Genomic DNA, 25,441 nt, shown 5'->3' on the forward strand with positions numbered 1-25,441 from the left:
CGTTTGCTTTTGCACATCACATCAATCCCGCACGCAGTCGACGAAATACTCGACACGCCCGTTGATCATCTCGCCCACCAGCCCGTGGATATCCGTGTGGAAGCCCGGGAAGCGTTCGTTGAACTCGCGCGCGAAACGCAGGTAATCGACGATCGTGCGATTGAACCGCTCGCCCGGAATCAGTAACGGAATGCCCGGCGGGTACGGCGTGAGCAGGATCGACGTCACGCGCCCTTCGAGCTCGTCGATAGGCACGCGGTCGATCTCGCGATGCGCGAGCTTGGCGAACGCTTCGGACGGCTTCATCGCCGGCTCCATGCTGGACAGATACATCTCGGTGGTCAGACGCGCGATGTTGTTCGCGCGATAGACGCTGTGGATCTGCTCGCACAGATCGCGCAGGCCGATGCGCTCATACGACGGATGCTGCGCGACGAACTCCGGCAGCACGCGCCACAGCGGCTGGTTGTTGTCGTAGTCGTCCTTGAACTGCTGGAGTTCGGTGACCATCGAGTTCCAGCGGCCCTTCGTGATGCCGATCGTGAACATGATGAAGAACGAGTACAGACCCGTCTTCTCCACGATGATGCCGTGCTCCGCCAGATACTTCGTGACGATCGCGGCCGGAATGCCGTTGTCGCCGAACTCGCCGTCCACGTCGAGTCCCGGCGTGATGATCGTCGCCTTGATCGGGTCGAGCATGTTGAAGCCTTCCGCGAGCGGGCCGAAGCCGTGCCAGCGGTCGTTGGGCTTCAGCACCCAGTCCTCGCGGTCGCCGATGCCCTCCTCGGCCAGTGCGTCCGGGCCCCAGACCTTGAAGAACCAGTCGTCGCCGTATTCGTCGTCGACCTTGCGCATGGCGCGGCGGAAATCCAGCGCCTCCGCGATCGATTCTTCCACGAGCGCCTCGCCGCCCGGCGCTTCCATCATCGCGGCCGCGACGTCGCACGAAGCGATGATCGCGTATTGCGGCGAAGTGGACGTGTGCATCAGATACGCCTCGTTGAAACGATGACGGTCGAAGGTGCTGTTCTCGCTGTCCTGCACGAGAATCTGCGACGCCTGCGAAATGCCGGCGAGCAGCTTGTGCGTGGAGTGCGTCGCGAACACGAGCGCGCCGGTGCGCGGACGGCCCGCGCCGATCGCGTGCATGTCCTGATAGAACGAGTGGAACTCGGCGTGCGGCAGCCACGCTTCGTCGAAGTGCAGCGTGTCGAGCAGGTCGCCGAGCAGGTCCTTGATCATTTCGACGTTATAAATGACGCCGTCGTACGTGCTCTGCGTGATCGTCAGAATGCGCGGCTTGATCTTCGGGTTCTTCTCGAGCGCCTCGCGCGCGAACGGATTCGCCTCGATCTTCCTGCGAATGTTTTCCGGCTTGAATTCATCGCGCGGAATCGGCCCGATGATGCCGAAGTGATTGCGCGTCGGCGTGAGGAACACGGGAATCGCGCCCGTCATGGTGATCGCGTGCAGGATCGACTTGTGGCAATTGCGATCGACCAGCACGATGTCGCCCGGCGCAACGGTCGCGTGCCACACGATCTTGTTCGACGTCGACGTGCCGTTGGTCACGAAAAAGAGATGATCCGCGCCGAAGATGCGCGCCGCGTTGCGCTCCGAAGCCGCGACCGGGCCGGTGTGATCGAGCAGCTGGCCGAGCTCTTCCACCGCGTTGCAGACGTCGGCGCGCAGCATGTTTTCGCCGAAGAACTGGTGGAACATCTGTCCCAGCGGATTCTTCAGGAACGCCACGCCGCCCGAGTGCCCCGGACAGTGCCACGAATACGAGCCTTCGTCCGCGTACTGCACGAGTTCCTTGAAGAACGGCGGCGCGAGCGCATCGAGATACACCTTCGCTTCGCGAATCACATGGCGCGCCACAAATTCCGGCGTGTCCTCGAACATGTGGATGAAGCCGTGCAGCTCGCGCAGGATGTCGTTCGGCAGATGGCGCGAAGTGCGCGTCTCGCCGTACAGGAAAATGGGGATATCGGCGTTGCGGCGGCGCACCGCGTTGATGAACGCGCGCAGTGCGACGATCGCCGAAGCGAGTTCCGGGGTATCGCCTTCCACAACGACGTTGTCCGCATAAGGCAGCAACTCGTCGTCATCGATGGACAGAATGAAACACGACGCGCGGCTCGACTGCTGCGCGAACGCGGCGAGGTCGCCGTAGCTCGTCAGGCCGAGGACTTCGGCGCCTTCTTTCTCGATCGCCTCGGCAAGCGCCCGGATGCCGGAACCCGAGATGTTCTCGGAGCGAAAGTCTTCGTCGATGATGACGACGGGGAAGCGGAACTTCATGGGGCGAATCTCCAAATGGAAACGACCGCTGCCCGGGAAGCAATCCCGGAACCAGCGGTCTTTCGACAAGCGTTTGACGTGTGCGTTTCTTCGAGCGCGGCTATCAGTTCAGCGATCAGGTCTTCGGCAGCGTCACGCCGTGCTGCCCTTGATACTTGCCGCCGCGATCCGCGTACGACGTTTCGCACATTTCATCGCTTTCGAAGAACAAGACTTGGGCGACGCCCTCGTTCGCATAAATTTTGGCAGGCAAAGGTGTCGTATTCGAGAATTCGAGCGTGACATAGCCTTCCCACTCCGGCTCGAACGGCGTCACGTTGACGATGATCCCGCAGCGCGCGTAGGTGGACTTGCCCAGACACACGGTCAGGCAGGAGCGCGGAATGCGGAAATATTCGACCGTGCGCGCGAGCGCGAAGGAATTCGGCGGAATGATGCAGACATCGCCCTTGAAGTCGACGAACGATTTCTCGTCGAAAGCCTTCGGATCGACGATCGTGGAATTGATGTTGGTGAAGATCTTGAATTCGTCGGCGACGCGGATATCGTAGCCGTAGCTCGACGTGCCGTAGCTCACGATCTTGCGGCCGTCCTCGGCCACGCGCACCTGATCGCGCACGAACGGCTCGATCATTTTGTGCTCTTCGGCCATGCGGCGAATCCACTTGTCGGACTTGATGCTCATAGGGGACGCTACTCAGGGATGAACGGCTCCGGTCTCGCGACCGCCGCCTGCGGTGAAACGGAGCATGGCTCGCCGCGGCGTGTCGCGCGAGCCAGGCCAAACGAAATCGAAAGCGCGTATTTTACGCGATTGAGCCGCGGCGCCGCGCGCGACGCGAACGGCCGCCAGCGGCTAGCGGCGGATGACGCCGCACGCCAGCGCGGGGCCCACGTTGTGCGGCGCGAGCGCGTAGGGGTCCATGGCCTCGCGATGCAGCATGATGGCGCGCGAAATAACCGAGCGCACTCCGTCGAGCGAGACGTCGGTGGCGACGATGAAGCCGGTGGCCGCGCCGGTCGGGTCGGCGTGGATATTGCCGAGTTCGCCCTCGAGCCGCGAGCTCGGCTTTCTGCGCTCCGAGGGCAGCGCGAACACCGGGCTCGTGTCCTGTTCGTTGACGGCGATGCAGTCGCTGCGCTCATGCACGGTCAGCGCGTGATCGCTGTTGGGCGGCATGTCGGTGAAGCTGTAGGAAACCTGCACGCCGTCCGCGCGCTCGATCATCGTGACGGTGCCGCGCGTCGCGTTGCCGGGCGTCGGCTGGAGCATCGCGTCCGCGCGCTTTTCGTGATTCTGGAAGATGAGGCCGCAGCCGGAGAGCGCAACGCTGCACGCAGCCGTTGCGATCAACGCGCGAAACGCCCGTCCGTCGAATCTGTGTCTCATGCGATCCTCTCGGCGGCCCGCCGACGCCCGGTGCGTCCAGGCGGCCGCCTGTCGAAGGCGACATGATACCGCGAGCCGCGTTGCACAAGGCTCGCGCAGATTCGATCGTGCGCTCGAAATCAGGTGTTCTGCACGACGATGCTCGGAAACTTCGAGCTCATGTCGCGCTGACGCTCGGCGATCGAGATCGCGACGCGCCGCGCAATCGCCCGATACGCCTCCGCGATGCGGCTCTCCGGCTGCGACACGACGGTTGGCTGGCCGGCGTCGGTGCGCTCGCGAATGGCGATATCGAGCGGCAGGGAGCCGAGAATCTCGACGCCGTATTCCTTCGCCATGCGCTCGCCGCCACCCGTGCCGAAAATGTGCTCTTCATGACCGCAGTTCGAGCAGACATGCGTGCTCATGTTCTCGACGATACCGAGAATCGGAATGCCGACCTTCTCGAACATCTTGAGGCCCTTCTTCGCGTCGAGCAGCGCGATGTCCTGCGGCGTCGTGACGATCACCGCGCCGGTCACCGGCACTTTCTGCGACAGCGTGAGCTGGATGTCCCCCGTGCCCGGCGGCATGTCGACGACGAGGTAATCGAGGTCGCGCCAGTTGGTCTGACGCAGCAATTGCTCGAGCGCGGAAGTGACCATCGGGCCGCGCCAGACCATCGGATTGTCCTGCTCGATCAGAAAGCCGATGGAATTCGCCTGGATGCCGTGCCCTTCGAGCGGGTTCATCGTCTGATTGTCGGGCGACTCGGGACGGCCGGAAATGCCGAGCATCATCGGCAGGGACGGGCCGTAGATGTCCGCGTCGAGCATTCCGACCGAAGCGCCTTCGGCCGCGAGCGCGAGCGCCAGATTCGCCGCGGTCGTGCTCTTGCCGACACCGCCCTTGCCCGACGCCACCGCGATAATGTTCTTGACGTTAGGCAGCAGTTTCACGCCGCGCTGGACCGTGTGCGCGACGACCTGCGACGTAACGTCCACGCTCACATTGCCGACGCCGGGCAACGTGCGCAGCGCGCCTTCCACCTGCGCGCGGATCGCGCCGAACTGGGACTTCGCCGGATAGCCGAGCACCACGCTCACCGAAACGTTCGCGCCATCGACGGCAACATTGCGGAAGCTTTTTGTGTCGACGAACTTGCGGTTGGTGTTCGGATCGGTCAGTGTGGCGAGTGCGTTGTCGATCTTCGCGCGGTCAATGCTCATCGAAACTCCATGGAACGCTTGTTGCTAAAGGCCTTTGGAGCGGTCGCATCAAGCTGAAGAAATTGAAAGTAATTGTTAGCGCCGTTGCGCGTGTCTCGCGCGCATTGCACTATCCCGCTGCAAATCTTTCCGGGGACGCATCGCATCGGGCAGTCCTGCGCCTTTCTCAATATTGTAGAGGCTCGTCCCGAGGCACGTCCGAAGACCCTTTCGCACTGTCGGCGCCCGGCGCCGAATCGTTCGTTGAATCAAGGAGATCAAGTATGAACACGAAGTTGATGACCCGCTTGTCCGTCGTCGCGCTGGTAGGAGCGCTTCTGGCAGGCTGCCAGACGCAGCAAGGCACCAACACCGCGGTCGGCACCGGTGCGGGCGCTGCGACGGGAGCGGCAATCGGCGCAATCTTCGGCGGCGGCAAGGGCGCGGCGATCGGCGCGGGCGCAGGCGCGGCAGCAGGCGGCATCGTCGGCTACAACTGGCAGAACATCAAGAACAAGATTTCGGGCGACTCGAAGGGCACCGGCACGCAGGTGACCGAGCAGCAGGACGGCTCGCTCAAGGTCAACATCCCTAATTCGATTTCCTTCGATACGAACAGCTACGCCATCAAGCCGTCGTTCGATCCGGTGCTGAATTCCGTCACGCAGACGATGCAGCAGCATCCGGAACTGATCGCCAACGTCATCGGCCATACGGACAACACCGGTCAGCCGGCCTACAACCAGACGCTGTCGCAGAACCGCGCGCAGAGCGTGTCCTCGTACATCTCGACGCACGGCGTGCCGGCGCAGCGTTTGTCGGCGCAGGGCATGGGCCAGAACCAGCCGATCGCGGACAACTCGACGGAAGCGGGCCGTGCGCAGAATCGTCGCGTGGAAATCTATCTGCGCGCGACCGCGCAGCCGGGTCAGGTTCAGTAAAACGGTTGATTTGAAAGGAGAATCCGCCTTCGCGAAGGCGGATGGCCGGGTAGCGATTCAGCGTTGTTCAGGTGTCTGAAAAATTTTTGAAACTTGGGCGCGCGGCGCTTGTCTGTCTTTACGGTAGGTGGATGGCCAAGCCATCACCTGCCATTCTCCTCTTGTCGTTGTTGCTCCGGGGCCCGATTGGACCCCGGTTTTTTTTGGGCCTGTGGTTTTGCGCTTCGCGCTTCAGGCAATCGAGATGTTCAGGCGCTTTCCGAGCGAGTGGAACGCCGCTTCCATTGCTTCCAGCTTCGATGAATGGCGCGGGTTGAGCAGACGGTCGACTTGCGGCATATGTACGTTGAGACGGCGCGCGAGCTCCGACTTGCGTACGCCTTGACGGATCATCTCGTTGGCGAGAAGGACTTTGGTCACCGTCAGCGCGGGCAGGCTCACCACGAGTTGCCCTTTTTTGCGCTTGGACGGCATGGGCACCTCGCGTTTGTCGTCGAAATAGAATTCGATGGCCGTTTCAAGCGCATCAAGTCCATTGAGCAGCGCCTCTCCCTCGTCGTCTCCCGCTGTAATGGCTTCCGGGATATCTGGGAACGTAACAAGGAAAGTGTTGTTCGCGTCGAGTTCCAGATTGACTGGATAGGAAAGCATGATGGTGGATTCTCCAAAGAACATTGCGCCCTCGCTCATTTCAGTCCGAGTTGTCTCTTGATCGCTTCCGCGATTCCATTGCCGATCTCTTTGCTACCGTAGTCCGGGAACGTGGGCTTCTTGCCATTGGGCGTCGCGCGAAAGTGACTCCCCTTGCCTGGCGTAAGTTCGACGCCTTGCTCGCGAAGTCATCTTTTGAATTCACTGAACTTCATGATCCCTCCAGACAATGCGGAGAGATCAAAACACAACACGAATGTTGTATCCTGCTAAGCGAAAAATGCAACTTATTTGATGCATTTTGTCGTTGCAGGAAAGCAGTGTTTCGCCCCACGCCGTGCCGATCCCGCCCGCCTTCCCCCACCCTGCTAAAATCGAATTCCGCATTTTTTTACCAACCCCAAGCACTTCCACGGGCCGCGCCTTTATGTCAGCACCGATTTCAGCCTCCGCCTCCGCCGCGCCCGCCGCTTTCGCCAACGAAAACGGCCGCCGCCAGATCCTCGTCACGTCCGCGTTGCCGTATGCGAATGGTCAGATTCATATCGGCCACATGGTCGAGTACATTCAGACGGATATCTGGGTTCGGACGCTGCGAATGCATGGCCATGAGGTCTACTACGTCGGCGCGGACGACACGCACGGCACGCCCGTCATGCTGCGCGCCGAAAAGGAAGGCATCACGCCCAAGGCGCTGATCGAGCGCGTGTGGAAGGAACACAAGCGCGATTTCGACAGCTTCGGCATCTCGTTCGATAACTACTACTCGACCGATGCCGAAGAAAATCGCGTGCTTTGCGACTCCATCTACACCGCGCTCCAGCAAGCCGGCCTGATCGAAGCGCGCGACATCGAGCAGGCCTACGATCCGGTCAAGGAAATGTTCCTGCCGGACCGCTTCATCAAGGGTCAGTGCCCGAAGTGCGGCGCGAAGGATCAGTACGGCGACAACTGCGAAGTCTGCGGCTCGACCTACCAGCCGACCGAGCTCGTCAATCCGTACTCGGTCGTCTCGGGCGCGACGCCCATCCGCAAGACCTCGACACATTACTTCTTCAAGCTCTCCGACCCGCGCTGCGAAGACTTCCTGCGCGGCTGGGTGAGCGGCCTCGCGCAACCCGAAGCCACCAACAAGATGCGCGAGTGGCTGGGCGACAAGGGCGAGGCGAAGCTCGCCGACTGGGACATCTCGCGCGATGCGCCCTACTTCGGCTTCGAGATTCCGGGCGCGCCGGGCAAGTACTTCTACGTCTGGGTCGATGCGCCGGTCGGCTATTACGCGAGCTTCCAGAATCTCGCGGGCCGCATCGGCGTGAATTTCGACGAATGGGTGAAGCCGGGCGCCAAAGCCGAGCAGTACCACTTCATCGGCAAGGACATTCTGTACTTCCATACGCTGTTCTGGCCGGCGATGCTCGAGTTCTCCGGCCATCGCACGCCGACGAACGTGTTCGCGCACGGCTTTCTCACCGTGGACGGCGCGAAGATGTCGAAGTCGCGCGGCACCTTCATCACCGCGCAGAGCGTGATCGACACGGGCATCAATCCGGAATGGCTGCGCTACTACTTCGCCGCCAAGCTCAACAGCACGATGGAAGACATCGACCTGAATCTGGAGGACTTCCAGGCGCGCGTGAACAGCGATCTGGTCGGCAAGTACGTGAACATCGCGAGCCGCGCGGCGGGCTTTCTGATCAAGCGTTTCGACGGCCGCGTGCAGGACAGCGCGATGAATCATCCGCTGATCGGGCAACTGCGTGCGGCGATTCCGCAGATCGCCGGCTTTTACGAGGCGCGCGAATACGGCCGTGCGCTGCGCACGACGATGGAACTGGCCGACGCCGTCAACGCGTACGTCGATACCGCCAAGCCGTGGGAACAGGCGAAGGACCCGGCGAACGCCGTGGCGCTGCACGAAACCTGCAGCGTGAGCCTGGAGGCATTCCGCCTGCTGTCGCTCGCGCTGAAGCCGGTGCTGCCGAAGCTGATCGAAGCGGTGGAAGCGTTCCTCGGCATCGCCCCGCTCGTCTGGGCCGATGCGAACCAGCCGTTGTCGTCGGCGCACGCGATCAACGCGTACAAGCACCTGACGACGCGTGTCGATCCGAAGCAGATCGAAGCGCTGCTCGCCGCGAATCGCGAATCGCTGCAACCGGGCGCGGAAGCCGCCGCGACCACTGCCGCCGCCGCTCCCGCAAAATCAACGAAGAAAGCCGAAGCGAAGCAGGAAGAACCTGGCGTTATCTCCATCGACGACTTCGCGAAGGTCGATCTGCGTATTGCGAAGATCGTCGACTGCCAGGCCGTCGAAGGCTCCGACAAGCTCTTGCAACTGACGCTCGACGTCGGCGAGGAGAAGACGCGCAACGTGTTCTCGGGCATCAAGTCGGCATATCAGCCGCAGGACCTGATCGGCAAGCTCACGGTCATGGTCGTGAACCTCGCTCCGCGCAAGATGAAGTTCGGGCTGTCGGAAGGCATGGTGCTCGCCGCATCCGCCAGCGACGAAAAGGCCGAGCCCGGCCTGTACATTCTCGAGCCGCACAGCGGCGCGAAGCCGGGCATGCGCGTGAAGTAAGAACGCCGTCCTGAAGCACGAAGGGCACGCGAAACCGCGTGCCCTTTTTGTTTGCCGGCGCCGTCCGCTGGGCCGCCTGGTTCAGCCGCTCAATCCGCGTCGTGCGAAGAATCCGCGCCGGACGCATCCGAAGCACCCGACGCGTCAGCCGCACCCGATGCACCCGAAGCCGAATCCGCCGCCGACGCCCGCGCCGCCGAGGACGACGACGCCCACAGCCGCGCCCACGAATTGAAGCGCCGCGTATAGGACAGATCGACGCCCTGATACGTGCCGCCATACGCCGTCACGGCCCAGTAGCGCGATAGGTTGAGCGTCGCCTTGACCGCGTTCTGCGCCGATTGCAGCCCTTGCTCGTAGCCGATCACGAGGCGCTCGTTGATCGCCTTCGACAACAGCACGACTTGCGGGTCGGTCAGCCCCACTTCGCTCGAACCGACAGTGAACTCGTCGAGCCCGACCGTCTGCGCGATCTTCGCCCCGCCCCTGCTGCCGAGCAGCGCGAGCGCGCTCGTCATGGCGCTCTGCTGGCCGACGTTGTTGCCCTGATCGGTGCCGTGGCCGAAGAGCAGCCACGAGAGCTTTTCGTTGTCCGGCACGCTCGGCTCGGAGATCAGCTTGGCGACCGGCGCCTGCACAGTGCCCGTCACCTGAACGCCCGCCTCGACTTCCTGATTGCGCCGCATCGCAAGAATATTGATGCCCGGATTCGCCACCGGCCCGTTGAACGTGAAGAAGCCGTTCTCGATGTTCAGCTTGCGCCCGAACGCGGTGTACGACGAACCCGGCGTCGTCACGCGCACGTTGCCGACCGCGCGCAGCGGCATGTTCGGCGCGCTCGTCGCCGTGATCGTGCCCGCGAGGCCGAGATCCGCGCCCGCGCCCTTGAAGCGAAACTTCTGCCCCAGATTGATTTCGATGTTCGCGCGCGGCGTGAACGGCCCGACGGGCTTCTCGGTCTTCGCCGTGATCGACTGGTTCTCGCCCTTGATCGTGCCGTCGGGACGCTCGATCACGACATCGTCGCCGAGCGAGGGCGCGGACGATTCCGGCAGATCGATGAGCGCGTGATCGACGGTGAACTTGCCGTCGATCGCCATGCCGCCCTGCAGCCCCGCGTTCGCGATGTTCGCGCTGCCGGACAACATCAGCTCGCGATCCGGCGAAGCGAACAGCTCCAGCTTGTCCGCGATGATGCTCGCGGTCAGATCGGGCTGCTGCTGGTCGAGCCGCACCTTGCCGGTCGCGCGCAGCGTGCCGCTCGCGCCGTGGAACTCCACGCGCTGCAAGTCGACGAGATTCTCCGTGAGCGCAATCCGGATGATGCCGTCCTTCAGTTGCACGCCCTGATCGACGACCGTTGCGGAGAGGTTGTCGCCGGTGAGCGAGCCGGACAGATTCGGCTTCGCGACGATGCCCGCGATCACCAGCTTGAGCGCGATCCTGCCGCCAAGCAGATAGTTCGCGCCGAGCAGCCCGCCGGTCGTGCGCAGTTCGGGAATGTTCGCGTCGATGCCGCCGGTGAGCGGCGCGTTGTCGTCGATGGTGAGCATGCCGTCGCGATTGGCGAGCGGCGTATGCACGTTGGCGTCGATCAAGCCGATGCGGCTCGCCTGCACATGCAGCGACGCATTCAGGCGATTGCCGTTGCTGAAGTCCGCGCGCGCCGCCACGTCGGTCACGCCGAGCGCGGACAGGCCGCGCGTGCCGTCGATCGTCACATCGCCGCTGCGGCGCTTGATCTGCGCGTAGCCGGTCGCCGTCGCGCCGAGCGAGAAGTTCCAGTCGCCGTCGAAGATCAGATCGGTGCGGATCGGCGGTTCGGCGCCGGTCAGCTCCTGCCGCACTTCGAGCAGGTGCGGCACGGAAACGTTCGTCAAAGTGCCCGCCGATTGCAGCCGGCCGTTTTCCATCGCGAAGGATTTCAGGTTCAGCACCGCGCCTTCCGCGACGAGCCGCGTCGCGCCGAGCACGAGACGCTTCGGTCCGTAGCTCACCGAAAGCGGCGATTCGAGATTCAGCGACGGCGTGCCCTTGTTCGAGAGCTTCGTGATCGTGCCGTCCCAGTGCGGGCCGTCGGGCGCGTCGGTGAACTTTCCGTTGGCGCCGAGCGCGAGATTCACCGGCTGGCCGCGCACCTTGCCCGTGGCGGTGACGTCGAGCGTGTGATGCGCGCGCGTGCCGTTCAGGCTGGCGTCGAGGTTCGCGATATCGACGCCCTCGGTGCTCGCGTCGCGCGCCTTCAGCGTGAACACGAGCGCGCCGTTCGCGCCGTCGCGGATATCGGCGCGGCCTTCCGCATGACCGAGCCGGTTCGCGCCGAACACGACGCCATCGGCCTGATAGTTCGCCGCGACGTTCGGATGCGCGATCGAGCCGGTCAGATCGCCATCCGCCTTCACCGTGCCCGCAATGCCGAAGCCCAGCCGCTCGAGCGCGGGCGCATCGACCTTGAAGCGCAGCCGGTCGCCGGGCGCGCCGAAGCTGCCGTTCAGATCGACGTCGTTGCCCGCCACCGAGAGCGCCGCCTTGCTCGGCAACAGACGCGTGCCCGCGACCTGCACCGTGCCCTCGCCCGTCAGCGGCAGATTGTCGTACATGCTGTCGGTGAGCTTGAAGGTGGCTTTGGTCGTGAGCGTCGGCGCGAGCTGGCCGGTCGCGGCGAGCGTGCCGTTCACGCGCGCCTCGATCACGCGCGCCGGCGCGGCCGGTTTTTTCGCGACGCTTTTTTTCGCCGGCGCGGGTTTCGGCGCGATCAACTGCTGCTGCAGCAGGAGCGGATTGAAGTCGACGATCTTCGCCTTCAGGTCGTAGCTCGAATTGGCGTCCTTCTTCAGCGCGCCCGTCAGTTCGACGCGACCCTTGCCGACTTCGAGCTTCACGCTGTCGAGCGAAGTCTGCTTCGGATCGAGCTTGACCAACGCCCGCGCGCGGATCGTCGTTTTAGGATCGTTGAGATCGGCGGTGATGGTTTGCGTGCTGCCCGCGAGCACGACGCCGATCGGCCCCGCGAAATCGGTCGGGCGCAGCGTCGGTTCGATCGCGTTCAGGTCGAGCTTCGCCACCTTGAGGTCGAACTTGCCGTCGCCGCCCTTGAGCGTGCCGCCGCCCGTCACGGTCGCGTTCTTCAGGAGCCGCACGTTCAGGTCAGTGATGCTCTGCTCGGACGCGTCGAGCCGCACGTTCGCGCGGGCGTCGATCAGCGGCAGCAGCTTCTTGTCGATCGAACCGGGCTTCGCGTTCACGATCGACACCGGCCCGCTCACGACGAACGCCTTCGGATCGGCGCCCTCGACCGGCTTCACCTCGGCGCGCACGGCGAGATCGGCCTCGGGCGCGCCCGGCGCGAAGGCCTGCGGATTGAGGTGATCGACGGTGACGAGCGCCGATTTCAGCGGCACGTCGGCGAACGGCAGCGCCTCGACGTGCGCCTGGCCTTTGAGCTTCATGCCGCTCGCGTCGACGTCGGCGATCAGGTCTTCGAGCGAGCCGGACAGCCGCGCGCTCACGTTCACCGCTTCGTTGTTGACCTTGCCCGCATAGCCCGCGTCGCCCGACAGCGGGAACGGCCGCGCGCCGCCGTCGAGTTTCGCCGAAGCCGTCACGGAGCCGAACGGCGTGTCGAGCCGCTGCACCGTCGCCTGATGATGCTGGCCGTCGCTGCGGCCATTGAAGAGCAGGCGCGAGAACTCGGTCGTGGTCGTGCCCTGATGCAGGCGCAGCTTGTCGACCGACAGATCGTTGATCGCGAGCTGGATCGGAATGCGCAGGTCCTTCGGCAACTCGGTCTTCTTGCTCGGCTCGTTCGACGGCGCGATGCGCGCGTCGATGGTCCCGACATGCAGATAATCGATCGTGAAGCGCAGCGGCTCGCGCGTGAGCGCCCAGCGCCCCGAGACGCTGTCCACGGCGATATCCGTGCCGTCGTGGCCCTTCCAGTGGACATCGCGCAACTGCAGGCCGGTCGCGATCGAGCCGCCGCCGAGCTTGCCGGTGAGCTGGCCTTTGAGCAGCGAGGTCGCCGTGTCCCACGCGTAACGCGTGCCGCGCTCGGTCGTCAGCACGTAGAACACGCCGCCCACCGCGAGCGCCGCGATCAGCACGACGAGCAGTACGAACGCCCCGAGCCAGCGGAAAAGGCGCCGCCAGCCGCTTTTGCGCGGCGGCGGCGTCTGGGGTGCGCCGCCGTCGCCGCCTTCGCCGCTTTCCTTGCGGGGCGGCGGAGCGTCAGCGTCCGCGGATTTGATCGGGTCCGTCATGCCGTTTCAGTTTCCTTCATCGTTCCACACGCGCATCAGAACGCGATGCCGAGCGTCAGATACGGTTTGATGCTCTTGTTCTTGAGGCCATACGCCACGTCGACGTTCACCGGACCGACCGGGCTGCGCCAGCGCGCGCCGACGCCCACGCCCGGCTGAAACACGCGTTCGCCCCAGGTATCGGTCGCCGTGCCGATATCGAAGAAGACCGCGCCGCCCCAGTCGTGCGTGAACCAATGCTGATATTCGCTGCTGCCAGTCACCATGTACTTGGTTGGCAGAATCGATCCGTCGACGTTATTGCCGATACTCAGATAGCTGTAGCCGCGCACCGAGTTCGCGCCGCCCGCGCGGAACAAGAGCGACGCCGGCACGCCGCTCGACGGTCCGCTCGTGAAGACGCCGCCGAATTCCGCGCGGAACACGAGCAGATCGTTCTTGCCGAGCGGCACGTATTGCTGCGCGTTCGTATAGAGGCGCGCGAAAGTCTGATCCGCCAGCAAGCCCTTGACGGCGAAGCCCGCCTCCGCGCGGATGATGTTGCCGCGCCGTGGAAACAGCGGATCGTCGACATCGCGGCGCACCCACGTCCACGCGGGCACGAGCGCACGCGCGGTCGACGGATTCGGGTCGTTCTGCGTCAGGCGGTCGTCGTAGAAGGTGAGCGAATACGTCGTGTCGATGTTCTGACGCGAGCGCGAGCGCTGCACACCGACGCGCGCGCTGTAGATCTTCGTGCTGGAGACGTCCGTGATCGTGTACGAGCCGAACACGGCGTTCACCCAGCCGCGCGAATCGGGCGGCATGGCGAGCTGCACGCGACCGTACTGCTGCGTCTGGTCCAGACGTCCGGAAATCGTGAACGGATACGCGGCGTTGAAGGTATTCAGATAGCTGTACGCGCCCTGGATGTGAAACCCGGTGTCCGTCGCGTAGCCCACGCCGTAGCGGATGCTGTTGTACGGATACTCGCTGACTTTCACGTGCAGAGGCGTTTCGGTCGGCTTGTTGACGTCGGCGTCCGCGTCGATCGCCACGCTCGCGTAGTACGGCGTGTTCTGAATCTGGCGCTGCAATTCGTTGAGGCGCGCGACCTCGTAGATCTCGCCTTCCCGGATAGGATTCACGTGATCGATGATCCACGCCGGATAGCGCTTCGGGCCGCTCACGTCTAGCTTGCCGAGCGTAAAGGTCGGGCCGCTGTCGAAGGTCACCGAGAGATCGGCCAGATGCGCGCGCGGATTGATGCGCGCCTGCGAGCGCACGATCTTCGCGCCGAGATAGCGCTTCGCCTGCAACGCTCTCAGCGCCGCGTTCTTGGCGTCGTCCCAGCCGCTTTGCGTGAAAGGATCACCTTCGCTGACCGAAAAAGCGAAGCGCGCCGCGTTCTCCTGCGCGCGGTCCTCGGTCGCCACCGCGCCGGTGAAATTGAGCTGCACGGAGGCAACCATCGTGCGCGGGCCGGGATCGACGCTTACCTTGACGTTGCGCTTGCCTTCATCGGTCGTGACATCGGTGCGCACGACCGGCGAGAAGTAGCCTTCCGTGGCGACGAGATCGCGCACGTCCTTCGGCGCCGCCGTGACGAGGAACTGGAACTGGTCGTCGCTCACGTCGTCGCGTTTGGCGAAGCGGGCGATATCGAGGTTCTCCTTGAGCAGCTTCTTGACGCTGCGCGGCGCGTCGATATCGACCTCGTACTTCGCGAACGCGGGCGCGGCGAAGCCGAACGCAAGGAGCGCCAGCACCACGAGCCGCGTGGCCGACAAGCGCCCTGGCGCAGGCTTCGCGCGCAATGCGCGCAGCGGATCAAACGAACGCCCCGCCAAACGTGACCTCCGGCATCGGAAAGAGTGAGATTGAAAGGTGAATGTGCGGCCGTCGCGCTTTGGGACGCAGGCGCTATTTCACCACATCGATGCAGTGGACCATCGCAAAAATGGCCGGCTCGCGCCGCACGTGCGCCTCTTGGACGGCTCCCCTGCCGCCGGGTTCCGCGAAATACGCACGCGCGTGCGCCGCCGGCCTTCGAATCCACACGCCGATATGCGTGAGGGCCGCACGCTTGCGGTAAAATTGCGGCGCACGGGCGCGTCGCGGATTGCCGCCATCGCCGCCTTCGTCACAAAAGACGTGAAATCAGCGTCATTGCACGCGAACACGCATCGTCCCCTACGAAAGACTCAACGGAACGACCCAGGAAGCCGGATCATGTACCAGTCGGATATCACCCAGTTCATCAATCAGTTGAAAGAGCAGAAGCCGTCGCTGGAAGAAGAACAGCGCAGCGGCCGCTCGCTTCTGTGGGACAAGCAGCCGATCGACCTCGACGAGCGCAGCCAGCAGCAGCAATCGCGCGTGAAGCAGACGTCCTACGTCTACTACCAGAACTTCTGAACGTGAGCGCGGACGCGGGCCACGAGCCGCAACCGCCGCGCGGCGAGCCGCGGGAACACGCGCGCGATGAGCGGGCCGTCGCGCTCGCCACGCCCGCCACCGATTCGACGCCCGACACCATCGACGGCGTCGCGATCGCGCATCTGTACGGCGAGCCGCTGTGGAAGCTGCCCAACGACCTGTACATCCCGCCCGACGCGCTGGAAGTTTTTCTCGAAGCGTTCGAAGGTCCGCTCGACCTCTTGCTGTATCTCATCCGCAAGCAGAATTTCAACGTGCTCGACATTCCGATGGCGGATGTCACCGCGCAGTATCTCGGCTATGTCGACCAGATTCGCCAGTCGAATCTGGAACTGGCGTCGGAATACCTGCTGATGGCGGCGATGCTGATCGAAATCAAGTCGCGCATGCTGCTGCCGGTCAAGAAAGCCGACACCGGCGAAGAAGCGGAAGACCCGCGCGCCGAACTCGTGCGCCGTCTGCTCGAATACGAGCAGATGAAGCTCGCCGCCCAGAAGATCGACCATCTGCCGCAGCTCGGCCGCGACTTCCTGCGCGCGGACATTTACATCGAGCAGGCCGCCGAGCAGCGTTTTCCGGACGTCGACATGAACGACCTGCGCGCCGCGTGGGCCGACGTCATCAAGCGCGCGAAGCTCGTCCAGCATCACAAGATCACGCGCGAGGAGCTCTCGGTGCGCGAGCACATGAGCGTGATCCTGCGCCGCCTGCAGAGCGCGCGCTTCATGGAGTTCACGGAGCTGTTCGACACCACGCGCGGCGTGCCGGTGGTCGTGGTGAACTTCATCGCCATGCTGGAGCTCTCGCGCGAGGCGCTGATCGAAATCACCCAGGCCGAACCGTACGCGCCAATCTACGTGCGGCTCGCGTATTCTCCCGCTTGAGTTTTCCCTACCCTTTCCTCGTTGCGGCACTCAAGGCCGCCCGACAGGAGACACCTGCTCGATGAAAGTCATCAGCTCCATCCATGAACTGCGCGACCAGTTGCGCGGCCAGAATCGCACCGCCTTCGTCCCGACGATGGGCAACCTCCACGAAGGCCACCTCTCGCTGATGCGCCTCGCGCGCCAGCACGGCGATCCGGTAGTGGCGAGCATCTTCGTGAACCGCCTGCAATTCGGCCCGAACGAGGATTTCGACAAATATCCGCGCACGCTGCAGGACGACATCGAAAAGCTGCAGAGGGAAAACGTCTACGTGCTGTTCGCGCCGACCGAGCGCGACATGTATCCGGAGCCGCAGGAGTATCGCGTGCATCCGCCACACAATCTCGGCGACATTCTCGAAGGTGAATTCCGCCCCGGTTTCTTCACGGGCGTATGCACGGTCGTGATGAAGCTGATGTCGTGCGTGCAGCCGCGCGTCGCGGTGTTCGGCAAGAAGGACTATCAGCAGCTGATGATCGTGCGCGCCATGTGCAACCAGTTCGCGCTGCCCACGGAAATCATCGCCGCCGAAACCGTGCGCGATGAAGACGGCCTCGCGCTGTCGTCGCGCAATCGCTTTTTGTCGGCGGATGAGCGCGCCGAGGCGCCGAAGCTCGCCGAGCAGTTGCAGCGCGTGCGCGAAGCGATGCTCTCGGGCAACCGCGATATCGCGGCGCTGGAGCGCGACGCGATGAACGCGCTCGCCGAGCGCGGCTGGAAGCCCGACTACATCAGCATCCGCAAGCGCTCGAACCTGCTGCCGCCGGGCGAAGCGGACGCGGATGCGCCGCTCGTCGTGGTCGCGGCCGCGAAGCTCGGCGCGACGCGCCTCATCGACAATCTGGAAATCTGAAGCAACGCACTCAGGAAGGAAGCATCATGCAGCGCACCATGCTCAAATCGAAGATCCACCGCGCCACCGTCACGCATTGCGAGCTGCACTACGAAGGCTCGTGCGCGATCGACGAAAATCTGCTGGAAGCCGCGAATCTGCTGGAGAACGAGCAGATCGACATCTGGAACGTGAACAACGGCGAGCGTCTGACCACGTACGCCATCAAGGGCGAGCGCGGCAGCGGCATGATCTCGCTGAACGGCTCGGCCGCACGCCGCGCGCAACTGGGCGATCTCGTGATCATCGCGGCGTTCGCGCAGGTGGACGAGGAAGAGATCAAGGCGGGCTGGAAGCCGAATCTGGTTTTCGTCGACGATGAAAACCGCATCAAGGGCAGCCGCGATCACGTACCGACGCAGAACTGGACGTAAGCGCTTTTTGCCTCGCGCGAAGCCGGCGTTTCCTCACGGACCGCCGGCTTTTTCATTTCTTCGACACCCATTCCACGATCGGCTCCCACTGCTCCAGATCCTTCTCGACGCGGCTCTTCGCCACGTCCCAGATCGTGAGCCCGTGCGCGGCGAGCTGCACGTAGTTCTGCGTGTCGCGCAAAAAACCGAGCACCGGCAGATCCAGCCCTTCGACGAAGCGATGCAACTGCTCCGCCGAGCGCGTGCGCGAATCCACCCGCATGCCAACCACGCCGACCTGGATCGAGCCTTTGCGCACCGCCTTTTCCTTCGCGAGCCGGGTGAGGAAATCCTGCGTCGCGAGGATGTCGAACATTGACGGCTGGAGCGGCACGATCACCTTGTCCGCCAGTTCGAGCGCAACGGAAAGCCGGTTGCCGTGCACACCGGCGGGCGTGTCGACGACGGCTTTCTCCAGACCTTTGGGCGGCTTTCCGGGCGAATCGACGTCGATATCCCACTCCTCGATCTTCGGCAGCGTGTCGATCCGCAGCGAAAGCCACGCGTGCGAGGAGCGCTGCTTGTCCAGATCGGCGAGCGCGACCCATTCGCCCTGGGACGCGAAATAACCCGCCAGATTGGTTGCGAGCGTGCTTTTGCCGACGCCGCCTTTAGGATTTGCCACCACGATCACGGTCATTAAGTGTCCTGGATCTTGTTGTGCGCGCGAACGGACTGCGGGCGTTCGGGGCGCGGTTTTCGTCGTTACGAGAACAGGTGCATGATTTCGAGCGTTGATATTATCGGCAAAACTCGCGCGGCCGGCATCTATGCCGAACGGCCGTACGACTTTCCTCCTCTCCTTTGACCGAACGCCCATGACCATGCTCCGCCCCGACGTCACGCTCGACTTCCTTCGCAACCGCCAGAAAGGCCGCCTGCCCGAGCTGCTCGGCGTGCAACTGATTTCTCTCGATCAGGGCCGGTTGAGCGGCGAGCTCACGATCCGGCCGGAATTGCTCGCGCCCAACGGCTTTCTGCATGCGGCGACGGTCGTCGGTCTCGCGGATACGTGTTGCGGATATGCGTGCATCGCGCATCTGCCGGAGAAGGCGCAAAACTTCACGACGCTCGAACTGAAGAGCAATCATGTGTCGACGACGCGCGAGGGAAGGATCATCGCGAAGGCGTCGGCCGTGCATCTCGGGCGCAGCACGCAGGTCTGGGACGCGACGGTGACCAACGGCGACGGCAAGCTCATCGCGATGTTCCGGTGCACGCAGATGATTCTTTATTGAGCGAAAGCAGCTTCGAGCGCGCCCATGTCCAGCGATTCCGCGAACGAATCCGCCAGCCGGTCCAGCGAGGCCTCGCGCAGCGCCGGGTAATCCAGCGCCTGGGCGCTCTGCACGCCCGCCCACGCGAGCAGCGCGGCGCAGGCTTCGGGCGTGTCGAACACGCCATGCAGATAGGTCGCGGCGATCTGACCGTCGTCGGAGATCGCGCCGTCGAAACGTCCCGAATCCAGCGCGACGAACGGCCGCGCCAGCGCCGCGCCGTACGTGCGTCCCATGTGAATTTCGTACCCGCGCACGGGCGCTCGCGTGTCGCCGAGCGTCAGCGCGCCCGCGACATTTTCCAGTTGCTTCTGTGGCGTCAGCACGGTGAAGAGATCGAGCAATCCGAGCCCGCCGGCGCAGCCCGCCGCGCCTTCCACGCCATCCGGATCGTCGACTTCACGTCCGAGCATCTGCATGCCGCCGCAAATGCCCAGCACCTTGCCGCCGTATCGCAAATGCCGATCGATTGCGCGATCCCAGCCGTTTTCGCGCAGCCACGCGAGATCGCGCTGCACGCTTTTCGAGCCGGGCAGCACGATCAGATCGGCGGGCGGCGGCGCGACGCCCGCGCGCACGTATGAGAAGTCGACCTGGGGATGCTCGCGCAGCGCATCGAAGTCCGTGTGATTGCTGATGCGCGGCAGCGCCGGCACGATCACTTTCAATGTCGACGCCACGTCAGACGCTGCGCGCGCGGGCGGCTGGCTCGGCAGCATGTCTTCGGCGTCGAGCGTGAGGCCGTGCAGATACGGCAGCACGCCGAACACGGGCTTGCCGGTCTGCGCCTCCAGCCAGTCGAGCCCCGGCTGCAACAAGCCGATATCCCCGCGAAACCGGTTGATGACGAAGCCGCGCACGCGCGCCCGTTCGCTCTCCGACAAACACGCGAGCGTGCCGACCAGATGCGCGAACACGCCGCCGCGATCGATATCGGCGACGAGCACGACCGGACAATCGACGTGTTCCGCGAAGCCCATGTTGGCGATATCGCCGTCGCGCAGATTGATTTCGGCGGGACTGCCCGCGCCTTCGACGATCACCGCGTCGAAGTCATGCTGCAAGCGCCCGTACGACGCGAGCACCGCGTCGAAGGCGATGCGCTTGTACGCGTGATACGCGCGCGCATCGAGATTGGCGTGCGCGTGACCGTGAATGATGACCTGCGCGCCGCGATCGCTGGTCGGCTTGAGCAGCACCGGATTGAAGTCGATGCGCGCCGCCACGCCCGCCGCGATCGCCTGCAACGCCTGCGCGCGGCCGATCTCGCCGCCATCGACGGTCACCGCGCTGTTGAGCGCCATGTTCTGCGGCTTGAACGGCGCGACCCGCACGCCCGCCCGCCGCGCGAGCCGGCACAGACCGGCGACGAGCGTGCTCTTGCCGGCGTCGGACGTCGTGCCCTGGATCATCAGCGTGCCGCGAGGCGTGAATGGCATCGGACAATTCCCATGTAGAACGACGCGCTATCTTAGCCCCTCAGTACAATATCGCGATGACCTCACGCGATCTCACATTCATTCTCGGCGGCGCGCGCTCCGGCAAGAGCGCCTGCGCGGAGCGGCTCGCGGCCGAAAGCGGCCTGCCGGTCACGTATCTCGCGACGGCGCGCATCGGTGACGCCGAGTTCGCCGAGCGCGTACGGCTGCATCGCGAACGCAGGCCCGCGCACTGGGCGCTCGCCGAAGCGCCGCTCGATCTCGCGGGCGCGTTGCGCGAGGCCGATCGCGCCGGGCATTGCGTGCTGATCGACTGCCTGACGCTGTGGCTCGCCAATCTGCTTTTCACTTCCGCCAGCGCGAGCGAAGAACTCGCAGTGCTGCCCGACCACGCGCGCGAAGCCTTCGCCCGATTCGATGCGGCGCTTGAAGAAACGCGCGGCAAGGTGATCGTCGTGAGCAACGAGATCGGGCTGGGCGTCGTGCCGCTCGGCTCTGTCACGCGCCTTTACGTCGATGAGCTCGGCCGGCTCAATCAGCGCGTCGCCGCCGCCAGCACTCGCGCGACGCTAATGGTGGCGGGCCTGCCGCTCGCGCTCAAAGGCTGAACCCGCGATGCTCTTTCTCTCCATTTACGCGATGGCCCTGCTCGCGGTGCTCGGCGTGATCGTCGATCGCATCCTCGGCGAGCCGCGCGCGCGGCATCCGCTCGTCGGTTTCGGCACGCTCGCGACGAAGCTCGAAGCACGCATGAACACGGGTTTTCGCGCGCGTCCGGCGGGCATTCTCGCGTGGTTCGTCGCGGTCGCGCCGCCGGTCGGCATGGCGTGGCTGCTGGTCAGCGTGCTGCCGTTCGCCTACGCGGGTCTCGTGCATGTGCTGCTGCTGTGGTTCGCGCTCGGCGCCAGGAGCCTGCGCGATCACATCGCGCCGATCGCGCGCGCGCTCTCCTTCGGCGATATCGAAGCGGCGCGCACGCTGACTTCGCGCATCGTTTCGCGTGACACTTCGCAAGCCGATGAAAACGCGCTCTCGCGCGCGGCGGTCGAATCCGCGCTCGAAAACGGCAACGATGCGATCTTCGGCGCGCTGTTCTGGTTCGTCGTCGCGGGCGGCCCGGGCGCGCTGATGTTTCGCCTGGCCAACACGCTCGATGCGATGTGGGGTTATCGCACGCCGCGCCATCTGCGCTTCGGCTGGGCGGCAGCGCGCTTTGACGACGTGCTCAACTTCGTCCCCGCGCGCCTCACGGCCGCGACCTACGCGCTCGCCGGCGACACGCACATGGCCTGGCACTGCTGGCGCACGCAGGCGCGCTCGTGGGACAGCCCGAACGCCGGCCCGGTGATGGCCGCGGGCGCGGGCAGCCTGAACGTGCTGATCGGCGGCGCGGCGGTGTATCACGGCGTGCTCGAAGCGCGTCCGACGCTCGGCGCGGGGCACAGCGCGAATCCGAGGCATGTGGTCGCGGCATTGCGGCTCGTCGAGCGCGCGACGCTCATGTGGCTCGCGGTGCTGCTGATCGTCGCCGTCATAAGTGTGACCACGAGTGGCTGACATGGAACGTCCCGTCCGACACGGCGGCAATCTGCGCGAAGCCGCGCGCCGCTACGCGATTCCTCTCGAAGACTGGCTCGATCTGTCGACGGGCATCAATCCGCGCGGCTATCCGGTGCCGCCCGTGCCGCCCGATGCGTGGCGTCGTCTGCCCGAAGAAGACGACGGTCTCGCCGAATCCGCCGCACGCTATTACGGCGCGCCGCTCGCGTTGCCGGTGGCCGGTTCGCAGGCGGCGATCCGCGCGTTGCCGGCGCTGCTGCCGCGCGGCACGGTCGGCGTGGCGCCGCTGACGTACGGCGAATACGCGCCGGCGTTCGCGCGTGCGGGACACGCCGTCGCGCCGCTCGATATCGACGCGCACGCACTGCCCGATGCGCTCGATCACGTGATCGTCGCCAATCCGAACAACCCCACCGCCGGGCGACTTTCACGCGATACGCTGCTGCGCTGGCACGAACGGCTTGCATCGAAAGGCGGCACGCTGATCGTCGATGAAGCTTTCGCGGACGTCGATCCCGCTGATTCGCTGGCGGATGAAACCGCGCGCGATGGTCTCGTCGTGCTGCGCTCGGTCGGCAAGTTCTTCGGGCTGGCGGGCATTCGCGCGGGCTTTGTGCTCGCGGCGCCTGCCGTCGTCGATGAACTGCGCAACACGCTCGGCGCATGGACGGTAAGCGGCCCGGCGCGTTTCGCGGTCGAAGCCGCGTTCGGCGATCGCGAATGGCAACGCGACACGCGCGCGCGCCTGCAACGCGATGGCGCGCGTCTGGCCGCGCTGATCGCGAGCCACGGTTTCGACGTGCGTTCGACGCCGCTGTTCGCGTGGACCGAAACGCCCGATGCGCCCGCGCTGCAGCACGCGCTCGCCGCGCGCGGCATCTGGACGCGCCTCTTCGACCTGCCCGGCATGACGACGAGCCTGCGCATCGGCTTGCCCGGCGCGGAAGGCGACTGGGCGCGCCTCGCACTCGCGTTGAAGGAGATTCGCGCTTGAAGCTGCGTTTCGGGATCGCGTGGGTGTCCGCGCTCGTCATGACGCAAGCGCATGCGATCACGGTTACTGATGACACCGGCGCATCGGTCACGCTCGCCGCGCCCGCGCAACGCGTCGTGTCGCTGGCGCCGCACGTCACCGAATTGCTGTTCGCGGCCGGCGGCGGCGCGCGCATCGTCGGGGCGGTTTCGTATAGCGACTATCCGAAAGAGGCGCAGTCGATTCCGCGCGTCGGCGACAACAAGGCGCTCGATCTGGAACGCATCGTCGCGCTGCATCCGGATCTGATCGTCGTATGGCGGCATGGCAATGCGGCGCGGCAGATGGATCGACTGAAAGCGCTCGGCGTGCCGATCTACTTCAGCGAGCCGAAACATCTCGCCGATATCGCCGCGAGCATCGACAAGCTCGGGGCGCTGCTCGACACACGATCCATCGCGAAGCAGGCGGCAGATGCGTTCACGCGCGACATCTCGCAATTGCGTGCGCGTTATGCGCAAAGGCCGCCGGTCAGCGTGTTCTACCAGGTCTGGGACGATCCGCTGATGACGCTCAATCGCGACAACGTCTTCGACGAAGTGATCGGGTTATGCGGCGGCGTCAACGTGTTCGCGTCGGAGCAAGCGCGCGTGCCGACGATATCGACGGAAGCCGTGCTCGCGGCCAATCCCGAGGCGATCGTCACGTCGACGCCTGGCGCGACAAAGCCGGATCGCGCGTTGCCCGCGCTCGAAAGGTGGAAGCGATGGACTTCGCTGACGGCGGTCGCGCGGGGGAATCTGTTCGGGATCGATGGTGATTTGATCAATCGGCCGACGCCGCGGATTGCAACGGGTGCCGCGGAACTGTGCCGCGATCTGGAGACGGCGCGCGAACGGCGGCCGAAATGACTAGGCGTTCCAGCGCACGAGCAGCCATTCATCGCGCACGCGCCTGAAACCTGCGATCGCGCCAAAATCGAGCGGCCATTGCAGCGCCGTTTCACGCTCGACGCCAAGCAAATGAGCCGCAAGCACGCGCACCACGCCCGCATGCGCGACCACATGCACGGCTTCATCGCGCTTCGCGCACGTCTCGTCGAACCACTCGATCACGCGCCGCGAGAACTGCGCGAAGCTCTCCCCGCCATGCGGTCTTGCATGCGTGACATCCGCTGCCCATTCATCGATCGACGCGCGATCGATCGTGTCCCACGCGCGGTCTTCCCACGCGCCGAAGTGCATCTCCGAGAGACGCGCGTCGATATGCGCGTCGGTGGCCAGAGCCTTCGCGAGCAAAGCGCATCGCTGAAGCGGGCTCGTATGCCACCCGTCGACACATGCGGGCACGTTCAGCGCTTGCATGCGCGCGATCAACTCACGCGCGAGTTCATGCACATCGCGCTTCAAGGGCACATCCGTTTGCCCGTAGCAGACGCCCGCGTCGATAGCGACTTCCGGATGGCGAATCAGTACGAGATCCATGCAAGCCCGATGAGATAGATTGCGATCTCGAACACTTGCTGCGCGAAGCCGAGGCAATCGCCCGTATAGCCGCCGATGCGACGCACGAAGTAACGCCCAATAAAGAACCGCAACACGATCGACGCCGCAATCGTGACGCACGCGAGCTTGGAATCAATCAAGAACAACCACGGCAACCCGAACACCAACGCAAGCGCAAGCGACCCCAAACCCATCCGCTGCGCGACCGGCTTCGCCTTCCCTTCGGCCCGCACGTAATCGAGCGTGACGAGATAACTGATCGCGAAAACCCGGCTCGCGGCGTGCGCGGCGATCATCGTCCAGGCGACGCGTTGCGGCGGCAGCGCCGCGAGCGTCTGCCACTTGAGCGCCAATGCAATCACGATGGCGATCGCGCCGAACGCGCCGATGCGCGAGTCATGCATGATGCGCAACGCGTCCTCGCGCGTGTATGCGCCGCCGAATGCATCGACGCAATCCGCCAGCCCGTCCTCGTGGAATGCACCGGTCAGCACGAGCGTCGCGGCCATCGAAAGCAGCACCGCGACGCCCGGCGGAAACACGCGCAACGCAGCGAGATAGACGAGCGCGGCGACACCGCCGACCATCGCGCCGACGAGCGGAAAATAGCGCGCCGCCGCATTCAGATACTCGCGCTCGAAGCCGACCCAGCGCGGCACCGGCACGCGCGTGAAATAGCCGAGCGCGGTGAAGAAGTAGCGCAGTTCGTCGAGCGGGCGGTTCAT

The 25,441-nt window shown here is 64.6% G+C and carries 22 protein-coding genes and 1 pseudogene; 11 read left to right on the plus strand and 12 right to left on the minus strand.

The annotated features are described in order from the left end of the window. Window positions 1–21: 21 nt before the first annotated feature. The 4 genes from AWB79_RS08165 to apbC all read right to left on the minus strand — a co-directional run bounded on the left by AWB79_RS08165 (window position 22) and on the right by apbC (window position 4,905). Entirely contained in the window at window positions 22–2,307 is a 2,286-nt protein-coding gene (locus AWB79_RS08165) for an arginine/lysine/ornithine decarboxylase (protein ID WP_061166867.1), read from the minus strand. 115 nt (window positions 2,308–2,422) lie between these two features. Then, window positions 2,423–2,992, minus strand: coding sequence for a dCTP deaminase (dcd, locus tag AWB79_RS08170; RefSeq protein WP_008351052.1), 570 nt, complete (start codon window positions 2,990–2,992; stop codon window positions 2,423–2,425). A 171-nt stretch (window positions 2,993–3,163) separates the two neighbouring features. Further along, window positions 3,164–3,697 (minus strand): superoxide dismutase family protein, encoded by a 534-nt coding sequence (locus tag AWB79_RS08175; protein ID WP_061166868.1) that lies wholly within the window; start codon window positions 3,695–3,697, stop codon window positions 3,164–3,166. Between the two features lie 119 nt (window positions 3,698–3,816). Next, window positions 3,817–4,905 (minus strand): iron-sulfur cluster carrier protein ApbC, encoded by a 1,089-nt coding sequence (gene apbC / locus AWB79_RS08180; RefSeq protein WP_061166869.1) that lies wholly within the window; start codon window positions 4,903–4,905, stop codon window positions 3,817–3,819. Between the two features lie 263 nt (window positions 4,906–5,168). On the opposite strand from apbC, the gene AWB79_RS08185 reads away from it, so the two are divergent. After that, a complete protein-coding gene (locus AWB79_RS08185) occupies window positions 5,169–5,825 on the plus strand; it encodes a YiaD family glycine zipper/OmpA-like lipoprotein (RefSeq protein ID WP_061166870.1) in 657 nt (218 codons plus the stop codon). A gap of 231 nt (window positions 5,826–6,056) precedes the next feature. Here AWB79_RS08185 and AWB79_RS08190 read toward each other — a convergent pair whose 3' ends face one another. Further along, window positions 6,057–6,515, minus strand: a complete 459-nt coding sequence (locus AWB79_RS08190) for a type II toxin-antitoxin system HicB family antitoxin (RefSeq protein ID WP_332459659.1) — start codon at window positions 6,513–6,515, stop codon at window positions 6,057–6,059. Continuing rightward, a pseudogene (locus tag AWB79_RS40925) lies at window positions 6,512–6,652 on the minus strand (type II toxin-antitoxin system HicA family toxin); the annotation flags it as partial. The gene AWB79_RS08190 and the pseudogene AWB79_RS40925, both read right to left, overlap by 4 nt. A gap of 251 nt (window positions 6,653–6,903) precedes the next feature. Here AWB79_RS40925 and metG point away from each other — a divergent pair. After that, the gene (metG, locus tag AWB79_RS08195) at window positions 6,904–9,054 is read left to right on the plus strand and encodes a methionine--tRNA ligase (RefSeq protein WP_061166871.1); all 2,151 of its coding nucleotides are present in this window, start codon (window positions 6,904–6,906) and stop codon (window positions 9,052–9,054) included. A gap of 89 nt (window positions 9,055–9,143) precedes the next feature. Here metG and AWB79_RS08200 read toward each other — a convergent pair whose 3' ends face one another. Together AWB79_RS08200 and AWB79_RS08205 are read right to left on the minus strand one after the other, a co-directional pair. Next, entirely contained in the window at window positions 9,144–13,313 is a 4,170-nt protein-coding gene (locus AWB79_RS08200; RefSeq protein ID WP_061166872.1) for a translocation/assembly module TamB domain-containing protein, read from the minus strand. A gap of 35 nt (window positions 13,314–13,348) precedes the next feature. After that, on the minus strand, window positions 13,349–15,142 hold the full coding sequence (locus AWB79_RS08205; protein WP_061166873.1) for an autotransporter assembly complex protein TamA: 1,794 nt from the start codon (window positions 15,140–15,142) through the stop codon (window positions 13,349–13,351). Between the two features lie 379 nt (window positions 15,143–15,521). Between AWB79_RS08205 and AWB79_RS08210 the strand changes: the two genes are divergently transcribed. The 4 genes from AWB79_RS08210 (at window position 15,522) to panD (ending at window position 17,923) form a co-directional block, all read left to right on the plus strand. Beyond that, window positions 15,522–15,710, plus strand: a complete 189-nt coding sequence (locus tag AWB79_RS08210) for a DUF3460 family protein (protein ID WP_198398996.1) — start codon at window positions 15,522–15,524, stop codon at window positions 15,708–15,710. Window positions 15,711–15,829: 119 nt separating this feature from the next. Next, the gene (locus AWB79_RS08215; protein WP_061167029.1) at window positions 15,830–16,615 is read left to right on the plus strand and encodes a segregation and condensation protein A; all 786 of its coding nucleotides are present in this window, start codon (window positions 15,830–15,832) and stop codon (window positions 16,613–16,615) included. Window positions 16,616–16,676: 61 nt separating this feature from the next. Further along, complete coding sequence (gene panC / locus AWB79_RS08220) at window positions 16,677–17,510, plus strand: pantoate--beta-alanine ligase (RefSeq protein WP_061166875.1); 834 nt, start codon at window positions 16,677–16,679, stop codon at window positions 17,508–17,510. 26 nt (window positions 17,511–17,536) lie between these two features. Beyond that, the gene (gene panD, locus AWB79_RS08225; RefSeq protein WP_061166876.1) at window positions 17,537–17,923 is read left to right on the plus strand and encodes an aspartate 1-decarboxylase; all 387 of its coding nucleotides are present in this window, start codon (window positions 17,537–17,539) and stop codon (window positions 17,921–17,923) included. 52 nt (window positions 17,924–17,975) lie between these two features. Here the strand turns inward: panD and AWB79_RS08230 are convergent, their stop codons facing one another. After that, window positions 17,976–18,602 carry a ParA family protein gene (locus AWB79_RS08230; protein WP_061166877.1) on the minus strand — a complete coding sequence of 209 codons (627 nt, stop codon included), beginning with the start codon at window positions 18,600–18,602 and terminating at the stop codon, window positions 17,976–17,978. A 178-nt stretch (window positions 18,603–18,780) separates the two neighbouring features. Between AWB79_RS08230 and AWB79_RS08235 the strand changes: the two genes are divergently transcribed. Next, window positions 18,781–19,200, plus strand: coding sequence for a PaaI family thioesterase (locus AWB79_RS08235; RefSeq protein WP_061166878.1), 420 nt, complete (start codon window positions 18,781–18,783; stop codon window positions 19,198–19,200). Here AWB79_RS08235 and AWB79_RS08240 read toward each other — a convergent pair. Next, window positions 19,194–20,678 carry a cobyric acid synthase gene (locus AWB79_RS08240; protein ID WP_061166879.1) on the minus strand — a complete coding sequence of 495 codons (1,485 nt, stop codon included), beginning with the start codon at window positions 20,676–20,678 and terminating at the stop codon, window positions 19,194–19,196. The genes AWB79_RS08235 and AWB79_RS08240 overlap by 7 nt on opposite strands. A gap of 56 nt (window positions 20,679–20,734) precedes the next feature. Here AWB79_RS08240 and cobU point away from each other — a divergent pair, with 56 nt between their 5' ends. From cobU to AWB79_RS08260, 4 genes are read left to right on the plus strand one after another with little or no spacing between them, the layout of a single operon-like run. After that, the gene (gene cobU / locus AWB79_RS08245; protein WP_061166880.1) at window positions 20,735–21,286 is read left to right on the plus strand and encodes a bifunctional adenosylcobinamide kinase/adenosylcobinamide-phosphate guanylyltransferase; all 552 of its coding nucleotides are present in this window, start codon (window positions 20,735–20,737) and stop codon (window positions 21,284–21,286) included. A 7-nt stretch (window positions 21,287–21,293) separates the two neighbouring features. Then, window positions 21,294–22,235, plus strand: coding sequence for an adenosylcobinamide-phosphate synthase CbiB (gene cbiB / locus AWB79_RS08250; RefSeq protein ID WP_061166881.1), 942 nt, complete (start codon window positions 21,294–21,296; stop codon window positions 22,233–22,235). Window position 22,236: 1 nt separating this feature from the next. Beyond that, the gene (cobD, locus tag AWB79_RS08255; protein WP_061166882.1) at window positions 22,237–23,232 is read left to right on the plus strand and encodes a threonine-phosphate decarboxylase CobD; all 996 of its coding nucleotides are present in this window, start codon (window positions 22,237–22,239) and stop codon (window positions 23,230–23,232) included. 38 nt (window positions 23,233–23,270) lie between these two features. Continuing rightward, the gene (locus tag AWB79_RS08260; protein WP_061167030.1) at window positions 23,271–24,122 is read left to right on the plus strand and encodes a cobalamin-binding protein; all 852 of its coding nucleotides are present in this window, start codon (window positions 23,271–23,273) and stop codon (window positions 24,120–24,122) included. Here AWB79_RS08260 and cobC read toward each other — a convergent pair whose 3' ends face one another. Together cobC and AWB79_RS08270 are read right to left on the minus strand one after the other, a co-directional pair. After that, a complete protein-coding gene (cobC, locus tag AWB79_RS08265; protein ID WP_061166883.1) occupies window positions 24,123–24,695 on the minus strand; it encodes an alpha-ribazole phosphatase in 573 nt (190 codons plus the stop codon). Next, window positions 24,680–25,441, minus strand: a complete 762-nt coding sequence (locus AWB79_RS08270; protein WP_061166884.1) for an adenosylcobinamide-GDP ribazoletransferase — start codon at window positions 25,439–25,441, stop codon at window positions 24,680–24,682. The genes cobC and AWB79_RS08270 overlap by 16 nt, the downstream gene beginning before the upstream one ends.

Source organism: Caballeronia hypogeia (assembly GCF_001544875.2).
In the GTDB taxonomy this organism is placed as follows: domain Bacteria; phylum Pseudomonadota; class Gammaproteobacteria; order Burkholderiales; family Burkholderiaceae; genus Caballeronia; species Caballeronia hypogeia.